Raw genomic sequence first — 13,161 nt, forward strand, 5'->3', positions numbered from 1 at the left:
CGGCCGGTGCCTCGGAGGTCCGCAACTCTAGTTGCCAACCGGACTAATCCGGTGAAATGCGGCAAGTGTGTCGGAACCGTGAAGTCCAGGGGCGGGTGCATCACCCCTTTGGCGGCACAACTCCCGGCGGCGTCACGCGTTGACACAGCGCCGGGCAATCGCCCGGGTGTTTTGTTTCAACCCAAGGAGCACCTCTCCATGTCGCGTATCGCGAAGGGCCTGGTCCTGACCTCCGCCGCCGTCGCGGCCGTCGCCGGCGGTGCCGGTGTGGCCGCCGCCGACGCCGGCGCGGGTGCCGCCGCTCACGGTTCGCCCGGCGTCATCTCGGGCAACGTCGTCCAGGTTCCGATCCACATCCCGGTCAACGTCTGCGGCAACACCGTCGACATCATCGGTCTGCTGAACCCGGCCTTCGGCAACACCTGCGTCAACGACTGACGTCGTACGCCTCCTGACCGGCCGCCCTTCCGCGAGGAGGGCGGCCGGTCCGCGTTCAGGGGCGTCCGAGTCGAGGGACCGGCCGCGTCGAGGGCGGGTGCGCGCGTGTCCCCCGGACGGGCGGACGGGGGTGCCGTCGCGTCTCACGGCTCCGCCCCTCCGGCCGGGCGTCCCACCAGGGCAGACGGCGATGCTGCGACGAACGGGTGATCACCCTGCGGATTCGATCGGTTGCGCGATGCAGTGACCGCTCGCACGGTGGGATCCACCACCCTTCGCGCATCGAAAGGAACCCCCATGCGTGGTCTGTCCGTCCGGCGTGTCGCGTCCACCGCACTCTGCGCCACCCTCGCCCTCGGCATCGCCGCCCCTGCCGCCCTGGCGGCCGACGCCGTCCCCGGGGGCCACCGTGCGGCGTCCCGGGCGCCCGCCCCCGACGCGGACGGCGTGCTCGACCAGGTGGCCGGCCTGGGTGACCTCGGCGCACTGCTCAAGCCGGTCACCGACCTGCTCGGCAACCTCCTCGGCACCGGCAGCGGCCAGCTCGGCGCCGACGACGCCGCCGACCTCACCGGCACCGTCCAGGACGCCCTCGCCGAAGTCCAGGCGAACCTGCCGTCGGCGACGAACGTGGCCTCCACCGTCACCACCACGCCGAGCACCGCCGCGACCCCGAGCACCCCGGCCACCCCGGCCGCCCCCGCGACGACCGCCTCCGGGCACGCGGACGCCGCGCTCGCCGACCTGCAGAAGGCCGTCGACGCCCTGGTCAAGGCCACCAGCTCCGCGGACAACACCCAGGTGGGCCCCGCCACGAACGGCCTCGTGACCGGCGTGGTCAACCTCGTCAACGCCACGCTGGCGGACAGCGGTCTGTCCACGTCCGGCATCACCGGGCTGACCGACGTCCCGGCGGTCTCGACGCTTCCGGCCCCCCTGACGGCGACGCCCGCGCCGTCGGCGTCGTGAGTCACGGGACGACCGCCGGCATTCCTGAGCTCTCGTACGACATCGGGAAACGCCGATGAGACGCACCCTTTCCCAGGGTGGGATTCCGGGTGCGCCGCGACGAGTTTGCGCGCACCCGGTTTCCGCGTCCGGAACAAGTCGTTAGGCACGACGTCAGAATTCCCTGAGGCGATGCGAGTCGCCGACGAAAGGAACACGATGAAGTCCCTGAAGGCTGCAGCGGTCGTTGCCGGGTCGATGGTCCTCGCGGGTGCCGCCGCGCCGGCGTTCGCCCAGCCCACCTCCGACCTCACGCCGACCAGCCTCAACGGCGCGGTGGACTCCCTGGCCAAGGGCCACTTCGGTCTCGCGGACGCCATGCCGCTCCAGCACCAGTCGGACGCGCTGGACACCGAGAACAAGGACTCCGCGCTCAGCACGCTGAACGGCGCCACCGCCACGGTCAACAAGAGCGGTCTGCTGGGCGGCCTGCCGCTGGGCGGCTGAGCGCACTTCGGTGCACGGCCGCATCGGCGGCCGGGGAGCGGCACCGCCGCTGGCGCCCCGGGGCCGCGGTCGTGAGGTGTTCCCGGTGAGGTGTCCCGGCGCCGAGGGCCGGTACCGCGCAGGGCCGGGTGCGAGTGCACCCGCCCGTACGCGATACCGGCCCTCGGTCGTGTCCGCGACGCGCTGTTCGAGGCGCGTCCCTCGATCGTGTGGAGCACCCCCCGGCCGTCGTCCGGTCGGGTGAGAGCGGGCCGGGCGGCGCACGGGCCCGCCGATATGGTCGCGCGGTGACCTCAACCTCAAGCGAAGCCCCGTTCCGCACCGCAGACCTGGGCACCCTCGTGATGATGCCCTGGAGCGGCGAGGCGCCCGACGGCGCCGACATGCCCTACCTCCTCGTCTACTCCCTCGGCGACACCGCCGACGGCCCCGAGGGGACGGCCGCAGCGGTGGAGCGGCTGCTGCGCGACAAGGGCCTGCCCGTCGGCGGTGACCTGGTCGACGGCACCAGCCGGCCCAGCGTGCCGGTCACCCTGCTCGTCGAGTCCGGCGCGGCCGTCGTCACCCTGCACCCGCTCGTCGCCCAGTGCGCCCCGCCGCCGGAGTGGCTCGCCGCGGCCACCGAACGCGGCTACGCCTACCTGGTGTTCACCACGCGCGCGTGGCCCGCGGCCGAACCCGGCAAGGCCGTCGAACCGGAGGCCCTGGCGGAGTTCGCCGGCGCCGAGGAGACCCTGCAGGCCGCCGCGCACCTGGTCCTGCCGGTCCGCAGCGTGCGCCGCTGACACCCGCAGGCTTTCCGGATGGGTGGGACATGCGGGCGAACTGACAATTACCCCGTCCTACTACTGCGGCAGCCGGGCGAATTGTGCGCTGGTGGCGAATTCCGGCTCGTTGAGCGGTACGCACGCCCAGCCCCCGAACTCGTGAAAGGGCCCGTACCCGAAATGAAGTCGACCACCCGAGGAACCCTCGCCGCCGTGCTCACCTGCGTGGCCGCCGCGGCCGGCGCAGCCCCCGCCGCCGCGGTGGACGCGATCCCCGTCCCCGTGCCGCTGAAGGGTGCGGAGAAGGCCCTGCACATGGAGCTGCCCGAGGTGGGCGGCGAGGTGCCGCTGCCCAAGCCCGGCTCGCCCGAGGGCCCGCGGTTCGTCGAGGGCCGCCTGCTGCCGGAGCGGGTGCTGCCGCAGCTGCCGCTCGGGGCCGGACTGCCCGGTGCCGGGCTGCGCGCCCCGCTGCCGCACCTGCTCGGCGACGACTTCGACCACCTCAGCCTGGACGCGCCCTCCTCCGACCTGCGCACGCTCGGCCCGGGCCTCGACCTGGACGCCCCGCTCACCGCGCCCCACCCCGGCAGGGCCGGCCTCCCGCAGCCGAAGCTGCCGGAGGTGGGACTGATCACGCCGGTGCTCCAGACGGTGCCCCACGCGGCCCTGGGGCTGGGCTCCGGTCTGTAGCGGGCAGGGCGGGGACCGGGGCGCCGCGGCCCCGGCCTCGCCGCACGGCATGGCTCACGTGGGCCCGGGTGGAGGCGCTCCACCCGGGCCCGCCGCCGTGCCGTCACGCGTGTCGTGTGAGCCGGATGGGCGCCGAGCGGTGACCCGGGCGGCCGCCGGGCGGTTAGCGGTGTCGACACAGCGGAGCGAGCTGCCGGTGCCCAGCAGGCGGAGGTCACCGGCGGCCCGGAGCGGACGAGGAGCACAGCATGGTCGTGAGCGTCGGCCAGGTGACGGCGAAGGGCGAGGGCGTGGCGGCGCCGGCCAGACCCGGGCCCCTGCACGGCACCCGGCGGGAGGTGCTGCGCGGACTGCTCGTGCCGGCGGTGGCCCTGGCGTTCACCCCGGCACTGGCCGCGTGGCCGCGGCACGCGGCGGACGGCGACGAGGGCACCGCGTTCGACGAGACCTATCGCGGCCGCCGCATCCAGGGCGTGAAGGTCGCCGGAGCGCGCGCCTTCGACACCGGCCAGTGGCAGGTCACCGTCGACGGGCGCCCGCTGCACCTGATGCGCCGGGCCGACGGCACCTGGCTCAGCATGGTCGACCACTACCGGTCGTACCCCACACCGCTGGAGGCGACCCGGGCCGCGGTCGACGCCCTCGGCCCCGGACAGCAGCTGCGCGCGACCCCGCTGAGCCACGGCGGCCGGGGCGGGCACGAGGAGCACGGCGGGCAGGGGGAGCACGCCGGGCGTGACCACATGGGGGGAGACCATGGCGTACACGCGTAAGGACGTCAGCACGCTGACCGCCACCGAGAAGCGGCGGTTCGTGCGCGCGCTGCTGGAACTCAAACGGCGCGGTGAGTACGACGACTACGTGCGGATGCACATCGAGTACTACACCTCCGACGGCGAGGACGGACTGCGCACGGCGCACATGGCGCCGTCCTTCCTGCCCTGGCACCGCAAGTTCGTGCTGGAGCTGGAACGGGCGCTGCGCCGGATCGACGACTCGGTGACCGTGCCGTACTGGGACTGGACGCATCTGCGCAGCGCACGGTCGCTGCCGTGGAGCGACGACCTGCTCGGCGGCAACGGGCGCAGCTGGGACCAGCAGGTCACGACCGGGCCGTTCGCCTACCGAGAGGGCAACTGGACGATCAAGGAGAACGTCACCGACGGCCGGTTCCTCACCCGGGACCTGGGCCGGGCCCGTGACCCGCTGGAGCTGCCGACGCGCACCGAGCTGGAGGCGGCGCTGAACGACCCGGTGTACGACGTCTCGCCGTGGGACTCCACGGTCACCCGGGGGTTCCGCAACAAGCTGGAGGGCTGGGGCACCGGCCGCGGCAGCGCCTCCTGGCACACCCACAACCGGGTGCACCGCTGGGTGGGCGGGGTGATGCTGGGCGGCGCGTCCGTCAACGACCCGGTCTTCTGGCTGCACCACGCCTTCATCGACCTGCAGTGGACACGCTGGCAGCAGCGGCACCGCGGCGCGGCCTACCAGCCGGAGCGGCCGCCGGCTCGGGGCACCGCGCAGTACCGCCGGGTCGTGGCCCGGTACGAGAAGCTGCCGCCGTGGGACGTCACGCCGGACTCGCTGCAGGACGTGAGCCGGATCTACCGGTACGTCTGAGGCGCGCCCACGGGGAGAGCCCCGGCGCTCGAGGTGCCGGGGCTCTCGGGGAGTTCCGCAGAACTCGGGAGGAAGCCGGGTGAGGCGACGTCAGTTGCCGTAGCCGCCGCCCTTGCCGTCGTCGTGGCCGCCGCCGTGGTCGCTGACGTTGGCGCAGGTGTTGCCGAACGCCGGGTTGAGCAGGGCGATGATGTTGACGGTGTTCCCGCACAGGTTGATCGGGACGCTGACCGGGACCTGGACGGCGTTGCCCGAGATGACACCCGGCGAGTCGATCGCGGCGGCACCGGCCCCCGCGTCCGCCGCGGCCAGACCGGCTCCGCTGAGCACCAGGGCACCCGTGCCGAGGGTGGCGGCAGCCGCCTTCGCGATGCGAGACATCACATCTCCTTCTGAATCGGTGAGCACGGCGGCGGATCGTCCGCCGCACTGCCCGTTCAACGCGGCTGCTGACGCGGGGTCACGGCGTATTCGCCCGCGTCACCCTTTTTGAACAGGGAGTTCCGGCGGACGGGCGCGGCAGCGGGCGAGCGGACGGCGCGGACGGGCACGGCAGCCTGCGCGGTCACGGCAGAAGGCGTACGGGGGAGCCGTTCAGGTAGGCCTCGATGTCCTCCACGGCCTGGCCGTAGTACTTGCGGTAGTTGGCCTGCGACACATAGCCCAGGTGCGGGGTGGCGAGCAGGCGGGGGGCCGTGCGCATCGGGTGGCCGGGCGGGAGGGGTTCGACGTCGAAGACATCGACGCCGGCTCCGGCGATACGGCCCTCGCGCAGGGCGGCGAGCAGCGCGTCCTGGTCGACGATGGCCGAACGCGAGGTGTTGATCAGGTAGGCGGACGGCTTCAGCAGGGCGAGTTCGGCGGCGCCGAGCAGGCCGCGGGTGCGCTCGCCCAGCGCGAGGTGGACGGAGACGAAGTCGCTGCCGGCCAGCAGCTCCTCCTTGGAGGCGGCGCGTTCGACACCGACCTCGTCGGCGCGTTCCCGGGTGAGGTTCTGGCTCCAGGCGCTGACCCGCATCCCGAACGCCAGCCCCACCTGGGCGACCCGGCTGCCGATCTTCCCGAGCCCGAGCAGGCCGAGTCGGCTGCCGTGCAGGTCGGCCCCGACCGTGGACTGCCAGGGGCCGCCCGAGCGCAGGGCGCCGCTCTCCTCGACGATGCCGCGGGCGAGGCCGAGCAGCAGCGCCCAGGTCAGTTCGACGGGCGGGGTGGAGGAGCTGGAGGTGCCGCACACGGTGACGCCCTGCTCGGCGGCCGCGGCGTAGTCGATGACGCTGTTGCGCATGCCGGAGGCGATCAGCAGCCGCAGCCTGGGCAGGCGGGCGAGGAGGGAGGCCGGGAAGGGGACGCGCTCGCGCAGGGTGACGACGATCTCGAAGTCGGCCAGGGCGGCGGCGAGGGCGTCCTCGTCGGTGAAGTGCGTGTCGAACGGGACGACCTCGACCCGGTCCGCGACCGGTGACCAGTCGGCGAGGTCGGTGGCCACGTTCTGGAAGTCGTCGAGCACGGCGCAGCGCAGGGGCACGGTGGTGTCCGATCAGGGGTCGGCGGCACGTCATGCTCATGCTAGTGAGGAGGGGGCGGCCGGCTCGTCGGTGGTGCCGGACCGGGGTGGTGGTCGGGCGCTGCCGGTCAGCGGCCCCGGACGGGCCGGGGCAGGGAGGCCAGCCATCCGACGAGGATCTCGTTGATCTCCTCGGGGCGCTCCTGCTGGATCCAGTGGCCGCAGCCGTCGAGGAGGTGCGAGGAGACCAGCCCGGGCAGTGTGACCGGGTAGGCGTCGATCGCGTCGGCCAGCCAGGTGGTGGAGGCGTCCAGGGTGCCGCCGGCGAAGAGCGAGGGCTGGGTGAGGGGAGCGCCGTGGAGGGCGGCGAGGTCCTCCCAGTCACGGTCCATGTTCCGGTAGCGGTTGAGCGCCCCCGTCAGACCGGTGCGTTCGAACTCGGCGGCGTAGACGTCGAGAGCGCGCTCGTCGAGCCAGCCGGGCAGCCGCCCGGTCGGGAAACGGTCGCGCAGGGTGCCGCCCTTGCCGACGAAGTGCGGGTCCGGGGCGCCGGCCGCGGGCAGCGTGTCGGCGGACAGGGCGGCGTAGAAGCCCGCGAGCCAGCCGCGCACGTCGGGTTCGATCTCGGCCTCGGCGCGGCCGGGCTGCTGGAAGTAGGAGACGTAGAACTCCTCCTCCCCGCCCATCGCGGCGAAGACGTCACGGGGGCGCGGGCCGCCGGGCGGGGTGTACGGCACGCTCAGCATGCCCACCGCGCGGAACACCTCGGGGCGCAGCAGCGCCGAGTGCGCGGCGATGGTGGCGCCCCAGTCGTGGCCGACGACCACGGCGGACTCCTCACCCAGGGCACGCACCACGGCGACGTTGTCCTCGACGAGCTCGGCCATCCGGTACGCGCGCGTGTCGTCCGGCTTGGAGGACCGCCCGTACCCGCGCACGTCGACGGCAACCGCCCGGTACCCGGCGCCGGCCAGCGCGGGCAACTGCCGCCGCCACGAGTACCAGGACTCCGGGAACCCGTGAACGAGCAGCACGAGGGGACCGTCGCCCTGCTCGACGAGATGGACCCGGCCGGCGGGGGAGGGGACGGTGCGGTGGACGGGGGGCGAGGCGGACTGGGCCATGGTCTGCTCCAGGGGGCTGGGGTGACACTCGGGCGGGCAGCGCTGTCTGACACGCGGGTGGGCAGCGCCGTCTGACACTCGGGCGGTCTGCTTCGCCCTGACACTCGGGCGGGCTGCTTCACCGTCGATCATGCGGAGGATGGGGCGCGGGGGCGAGCACTTTTGCCGGTCCGGCAAACCCGTCGGGAAGGGTCGGGCACGCCCCTGTGCGAGGGCCCGGGAAGCCGCAGTTCACCAATCCACGCACATGGTGGTTGTCGTAGGAACCTACGAACCACCCGGCTCAAGCTGCTCTTGTTTCATGTTTTCAACGCCTGTCTGAAACAGGCCTGTTGACGATGTACTCCTCGGACAAGCCGAACCAAAGAACGGGGAAAAGCCTTGTCCGAGAAGCTGCCTGGACGTCAGATCGAGATCTCCTGGCCCGACCTCGGCATCACGGTCACCGCCGACCTCGACGACCGCAACCCTGCGCTCGCCGACGCCCTGTGGAACTCGCTGCCCTACCAGAGCCTCCAGGGACACGCCCTCATCGCGGGGGAGCACCTCTACCACGTCGCGCCGATACCCAGCCTGCTGCACACCCCTCACTCCACCCGGATCCCGGACCGGCGCGAGGCCCCCGACGGCACGGTCTTCTGCTCGGGACTGCAGCACCTGGGCATCAAGTACGGCACCCTGACCGAGCCGATGCCCGCCACCCCCGTCGGCCGGATCCGTGAGGCGGACATGCCCGCCCTGCTGGAAGCCGGGGCCGCGATCTGGGACGCCGTCTACTCCACGAAGAAGCAGATCCACGCCGAGGTCCGCCGTGCGGGCGAGCCGGGCGGCCACCGCATCCCGATGCTCCACGCCACCAACCCGGCCGCCGACCGGCTGATCGCCGACGTCTTCGCCGAGACCGAGCGGATCTGGCTCGCGCCCCCGGTCGAGCTGGACGCCCTCCACCAGGGCATCATCCCTTCCCGGGCGGGCAACTTCGGGACCGTCCTGCCCACCCTGCTGTTCGTGAACGGCGAGACCCGGCCCCTGGGTTACGCGGCCTACGGCGGCCTCGTCCGCGCCGCCGTCCAGGACATGCCCATGGACTCCCTCGTCCACATGACCCGGCTCCTGGTCGGCGTCCCCGCCGAGTTCCTGGGCTACTGCGGCCTGGAGAAGCTGTGGGCGTTCACCCAGCGCTTCCTCGACGTGCTCGACGACCTCGACCGTGCCGACTTCTACGCCGTCACCAGCCAGATGGCCCTCTACATCAACTGCCTCGGCGGCTGGAACCTCCAGCTGTACCCGTGGGAGACCGGCGACCACCTGCGCCAGCAGGACGTCGCGCAAGGGGCGTAGCGAGGGCCGCGGCGGAGTCCGTGGCGGAGCCCGTCGCGGGGTCTGACGTGAAGCCCGTGGCGGGGGCCGCAGCTGAGGCCGTCGCGGAATCCGACGTGAAGCCCGCCGCGGAGTCGCCGTCGCCGAGTCGTCGTCACGGAGATGACGACCCCGGCACTCATCGCGCCGCCTGAACCCACACCACAGGAGAAGGAAGACCTTGAGCGCTCTGCCTGCCCGCGCCGACGCCGTCGTCATCGGCGGGGGAGTGATCGGAACCTCCGCCGCCTACCACCTCGCCGAAGCCGGCGTGGACACCGTGCTGCTGGAACGCGGAAGCCTCGGCGGCGGGGCGTCCGCCCACACGGCGGGCATGGTCCGCACCTACTTCCCCGGCAACCCCGAGACCGGGCGCAGGGCCGTGCGCAGCATGAACGCCTATCACGACTTCGCCCGTCGCACCGCGGCCCCCCTCGCCCTGAAGCGGCTCGGCTTCATGGTGCTGTTCACCGACGAACAGCAGATCGCCGACTTCGAGGACACCCGTCAGGCCCAGCAGGACGCCGGCGTCGAGGTCGGCCTGATCAGTGCCCGTGAAGCGTCCGCACTGAACCCGCTGATCAACGAGCGAGCCGTCCTGGCCGCCGCCTGGTCACCCGAGGCGTACCACGTGGAGGGCCTCGACATCGTCCGCGGCTACGCCGCCGCCGCCCGCAATCACGGTGCCCGTCTGTTCACCCACACCCCGGTCACCGGCATCGACGACGACAACACCGTCCACACCCCGCGGGGCAGCATCAAGGCGGACAGCGTCGTGTGCACGGCCGGGCCGTGGTCCGGCGAGGTGGCGTCCATGGCGTCGGTCGACCTGCCGCTGACGCCCCACGCGATCGAGATGCTGTTCACCGACGTCCCGCCCTCCCCGCAGCGCGAGCTGCCCATGACGATGCACGCCGCATCCGGCCTGCGGATCCGCTCGTGGAAGGACCGCATCCTCCTCGCCATGGGCGCCCCCAAGGCCGGCGAGGCGCGCGAGGCCTGGCTCGGCCGCATCGCCGGCCGTCTCGGCGCCCTGTTCCCCGCCTTGGACGGCATCGGACTGCATCGCGCGTGGAGCGGTGACTTCGACGCCAGCCCCGGCAACACCGCCTTCATCGGCGAACACCCCACCCGCCGCTTCCTGTACGCGGCCGGATTCACCGGCGCCGGCCTGTGCCAGGCACCCGCGGCCGGAGAAAAGCTCCGCGATCTGCTGATCGCCAAGTAGCCCCATAACCGGAAAGATTGCCGTGATAGTTCTTGGATGTAATGGTTTCAGCCGGGTGTCGGAGTTCTTCGCCGAACGCCTCGGCGCGACCGGCATCAACAAGCATTACCTCTTGGGCCACGACGCCGCCGCGGCGCTCCTGATCGACGGCCGCCTGGTCGCGGCGGTGGAGGAGGAACGCCTCAACCGGGAGAAGAAGACCACCGACTTCCCCGAGAACGCGATCGCCTGGTGCCTGGAGGAAGCCGGGATCACCTTCGACGACGTCGACCTGTTCGCCTTCCCGTGGAACTGGTCCGCCCAGGTTCTGAACGAGATCCTGGACGGCATCCGCAGCGCGCCGATCCCGCAGGCCGCGAAGACGAACCTCATGGCCGACATGGCCGACCTGTTCGACCAGATCGTCAGCCCCGAAGCGATCCTCGCGGACTTCGAAGCCCGCACCGGGCACCGCCCCGACCGCGCCAAGGTCCGCTTCGTCCCGCACCACCTGGCCCACGCGACGACCGGCTACTACCTCGCCGGGATGAAGGACGCCGCGTTCCTCGTCAGCGACGGCCGCGCCGAACGCTTCTCGACGCTGACGGGCGAGATCCGCGACGGCCGGATCACCGTCTTCGAGGACACCGTCACCGGGTCCGAGTACTCCATGGGCACCCTGTTCTCGGCCATCACCCGCTTCCTCGGCTTCGTCCCCAACAACGACGAGTACAAGGTGATGGGCCTGGCCGGGTACACCGAACCGCCGGCTCCGAACCCGTTCATCGAGCGCCTTCTGAGGCTGCACGACGACGGCCGCTACACCTTCACCACACCCCTGCAGACCGACAACCCGCGCAGCCACGACGCCCTGTTCGAGGCGTACTTCGGAGCCTTCGAGGACACCCTGGAGTACAAGGCCCGCGTGGCCGCCGCCGCGCAGCAGATGCTGAACGTGGCGACCGCCCACCAGGTCCGCCACCTGGAGAAGAGGACGGACCTCGACCGGCTGCTGTTCGAAGGCGGCGTCGCCCTCAACTGCCTCAACAACACCCCTCTGTTCGAGGGCTCCCGCTTCGCGGACATGCAGGTCAGCTTCGGCGCCTCGGACACCGGCATCACCATCGGGGCGGCGGCCCACGCCTGGCTCAACGACCCGGGCACCGGCCCCGCGAGCATCCTCGCGGCCGCCGCACCCGTCACGCCCTATCTCGGCCCGGCCTACGACGACGCCGCGATCGAGGAGGCCCTCGAGGCATTCTCCGGCCGGGTCGTCGTATCGCGTCTGGACGACGACCAGGTCGTCGAGCAGGTGGCGCGGCTGCTGACTAGGAAGGTCGTCATAGGCTGGTTCGAAGGTCGCGTCGAGCACGGGCCACGGGCCCTGGGGCATCGCAGCATCCTCGCCAACCCCGGCTTCCCGGACATCAAGGACATCATCAACACCCGGGTCAAGCACCGCGAACCCTTCCGCCCGTTCGCCCCCCTGGTCCTCGAGGAGCAGGCGCCGGAGATCTTCGACATGGGGCGCAAGACCAGCTCCCCGTACATGACGTTCGTCTTCCCCGTGCGCGACGCGTACAAGGACCGCATCCCCGGCGCCGTGCACGTGGACGGCACCTCCCGGATCCAGACCCTGACGGACGAGGGAACCCCGCGACTGACGGCGCTGCTGCGGCGGTTCACCGAACTGACCGGCACGCCCTGCCTGATCAACACCTCGTTCAACGTCGCCGGCGAACCGATCGTCTGCACCCCCACCGACGCCCTGAACTGCTTCCTGGGCACCGAGATCGACTACCTGATCCTCGGAAACCACCTCATCGCCAAGAACGCGTCCTGACGTCCCTTCTTAGAAGAGAGAGCACCCCGTGCCGATCCAGCGCAAGCACACCATGTACCACTCCACCATCCTCGACGCCGACCCGGACACCGTGTGGGCGACCATCCGCGACGCCATGCAGATCCTGGAGATCGTCTCCCCCGGCGACCTGGACGTCCACCGGGACGTCAGCTGGGTGGAGGGCGGCTCGGTCGAAACGGTGCCCGCCCGCTACGACTTCAAGCTCACGCTCAGCGGCAAGGTCGTCCAGCAGGAGATCGCCGCTCGCGACGAGATCAACCGGACCCAGTCCTACCGGGCCGTCGCCCCCACCAGCGGCGTCGCCAACTACGAAGCCACCATCCGGGTGTTCCCCATCACCAACGACCCCTCCCGCAGCTTCTTCGACTGGTCGCGGACCCTGGAGATCGCCGAGGACGCCGACCTGAACGTGGTCGAGGGCATCATCGACATCATGGAGAAGCAGACCGACTGCGTACGGGACCACTTCGCGCAGACCGCGAAGTGAGTGACGTGACGACGCTCGTCCTGCTGCGGCACGGCGAAACCCTGCTCACCCCGCAGCGGCGGCTCTCCGGCAGCGGAGGATCCAACCCGGGACTCTCACCGGCCGGCCGCCGCCAGGCCCGGGCGACGGCAGACGCCCTCGCCCACCGCGGCGGCATCGACGCGGTCGTCACGTCACCGATGCGGCGCTGCCGGGAGACCGCGCAGTACGTCGCCGCGCGCCTCGGCCTGAGCGTCCAGGTCGACCGGGACCTGCGAGAAGCGGACTTCGGCGCCTGGGAGGGCCTGACCTTCGCCGAGGTCCGCGAACGCCACCCGGACGACCTGGCCGCATGGCTCGCCTCGCCCGAGGCTCCCCCCTCGGGCGCGGACGAGACCATGCAGCAGGTCACCCGCCGCGTCGCCGCCGTACGGGACGCCCTCCTGACCCGGTACGCCGGCGCCACGGTCCTGGTCGTCTCCCACGTCGTCCCCGTCAGAACCCTGCTCCGCCTGGCCCTCCAGGCCCCACCCCACACCCTGTTCCGCATGGAGGTGGCAGCAGCCTCCCTGTCGACGGTGACCTACACACAGGACGGCACGGCCACGGTGCAGACCCTGAACGACACCCACCACTTGAACTGACGACACGAGGTACCCGGCGC

14 protein-coding genes and 1 pseudogene are annotated in these 13,161 nt (G+C 71.8%); 12 read left to right on the forward strand and 3 right to left on the reverse strand.

Features of this window, described 5'->3' with window-relative positions; translation table 11 throughout:
* Positions 1 to 198 precede the first annotated feature (198 nt).
* The 7 genes from AB0E88_RS03570 to AB0E88_RS03600 all read left to right on the forward strand — a co-directional run bounded on the left by AB0E88_RS03570 (position 199) and on the right by AB0E88_RS03600 (position 4,973).
* Positions 199 to 438: a chaplin gene (locus tag AB0E88_RS03570; RefSeq protein ID WP_361623094.1), complete on the forward strand. Its 240-nt coding sequence runs from the start codon at positions 199 to 201 to the stop codon at positions 436 to 438.
* Between the two features lie 297 nt (positions 439 to 735).
* Entirely contained in the window at positions 736 to 1,407 is a 672-nt protein-coding gene (locus AB0E88_RS03575) for a hypothetical protein (RefSeq protein WP_361623097.1), read from the forward strand.
* A 198-nt stretch (positions 1,408 to 1,605) separates the two neighbouring features.
* Positions 1,606 to 1,893 (forward strand): hypothetical protein, encoded by a 288-nt coding sequence (locus AB0E88_RS03580; RefSeq protein WP_361623100.1) that lies wholly within the window; start codon positions 1,606 to 1,608, stop codon positions 1,891 to 1,893.
* 287 nt (positions 1,894 to 2,180) lie between these two features.
* A complete protein-coding gene (locus AB0E88_RS03585) occupies positions 2,181 to 2,678 on the forward strand; it encodes a DUF5949 family protein (RefSeq protein WP_361623103.1) in 498 nt (165 codons plus the stop codon).
* 162 nt (positions 2,679 to 2,840) lie between these two features.
* Positions 2,841 to 3,350, forward strand: a complete 510-nt coding sequence (locus AB0E88_RS03590; RefSeq protein ID WP_361623106.1) for a hypothetical protein — start codon at positions 2,841 to 2,843, stop codon at positions 3,348 to 3,350.
* 248 nt (positions 3,351 to 3,598) lie between these two features.
* A complete protein-coding gene (locus AB0E88_RS03595; protein ID WP_361623109.1) occupies positions 3,599 to 4,123 on the forward strand; it encodes a tyrosinase cofactor in 525 nt (174 codons plus the stop codon).
* Complete coding sequence (locus AB0E88_RS03600; protein ID WP_361623112.1) at positions 4,107 to 4,973, forward strand: tyrosinase family protein; 867 nt, start codon at positions 4,107 to 4,109, stop codon at positions 4,971 to 4,973. The genes AB0E88_RS03595 and AB0E88_RS03600 overlap by 17 nt, the downstream gene beginning before the upstream one ends.
* Before the next feature lie 90 nt (positions 4,974 to 5,063).
* Here the strand turns inward: AB0E88_RS03600 and AB0E88_RS03605 are convergent, their stop codons facing one another.
* From AB0E88_RS03605 to AB0E88_RS03615, 3 genes are all read right to left on the reverse strand, one after another.
* The gene (locus AB0E88_RS03605) at positions 5,064 to 5,354 is read right to left on the reverse strand and encodes a chaplin (RefSeq protein ID WP_361623114.1); all 291 of its coding nucleotides are present in this window, start codon (positions 5,352 to 5,354) and stop codon (positions 5,064 to 5,066) included.
* Between the two features lie 184 nt (positions 5,355 to 5,538).
* A complete protein-coding gene (locus AB0E88_RS03610) occupies positions 5,539 to 6,498 on the reverse strand; it encodes a D-2-hydroxyacid dehydrogenase family protein (RefSeq protein WP_361623116.1) in 960 nt (319 codons plus the stop codon).
* Between the two features lie 107 nt (positions 6,499 to 6,605).
* Positions 6,606 to 7,601, reverse strand: coding sequence for an alpha/beta hydrolase (locus AB0E88_RS03615; protein WP_361623119.1), 996 nt, complete (start codon positions 7,599 to 7,601; stop codon positions 6,606 to 6,608).
* Between the two features lie 381 nt (positions 7,602 to 7,982).
* On the opposite strand from AB0E88_RS03615, the gene AB0E88_RS03620 reads away from it, so the two are divergent.
* The 5 genes and pseudogenes from AB0E88_RS03620 to AB0E88_RS03640 form a co-directional block, all read left to right on the forward strand.
* On the forward strand, positions 7,983 to 8,942 hold the full coding sequence (locus tag AB0E88_RS03620; RefSeq protein WP_361623122.1) for a hypothetical protein: 960 nt from the start codon (positions 7,983 to 7,985) through the stop codon (positions 8,940 to 8,942).
* A gap of 199 nt (positions 8,943 to 9,141) precedes the next feature.
* Positions 9,142 to 10,188, forward strand: a complete 1,047-nt coding sequence (locus AB0E88_RS03625; RefSeq protein WP_361623125.1) for an FAD-dependent oxidoreductase — start codon at positions 9,142 to 9,144, stop codon at positions 10,186 to 10,188.
* Between the two features lie 55 nt (positions 10,189 to 10,243).
* Positions 10,244 to 12,010, forward strand: coding sequence for a carbamoyltransferase C-terminal domain-containing protein (locus AB0E88_RS03630; protein WP_361623128.1), 1,767 nt, complete (start codon positions 10,244 to 10,246; stop codon positions 12,008 to 12,010).
* 28 nt (positions 12,011 to 12,038) lie between these two features.
* Entirely contained in the window at positions 12,039 to 12,518 is a 480-nt protein-coding gene (locus AB0E88_RS03635; RefSeq protein ID WP_361623131.1) for an SRPBCC family protein, read from the forward strand.
* An 11-nt stretch (positions 12,519 to 12,529) separates the two neighbouring features.
* Positions 12,530 to 13,141 (forward strand): annotated as a pseudogene (locus tag AB0E88_RS03640) (histidine phosphatase family protein); the annotation flags it as partial.
* Between the last annotated feature and the right edge of the window lie 20 nt (positions 13,142 to 13,161).

The sequence above is a fragment of the Streptomyces sp. NPDC028635 genome (assembly GCF_040637635.1).
Classification (GTDB): Bacteria; Actinomycetota; Actinomycetes; order Streptomycetales; family Streptomycetaceae; genus Streptomyces.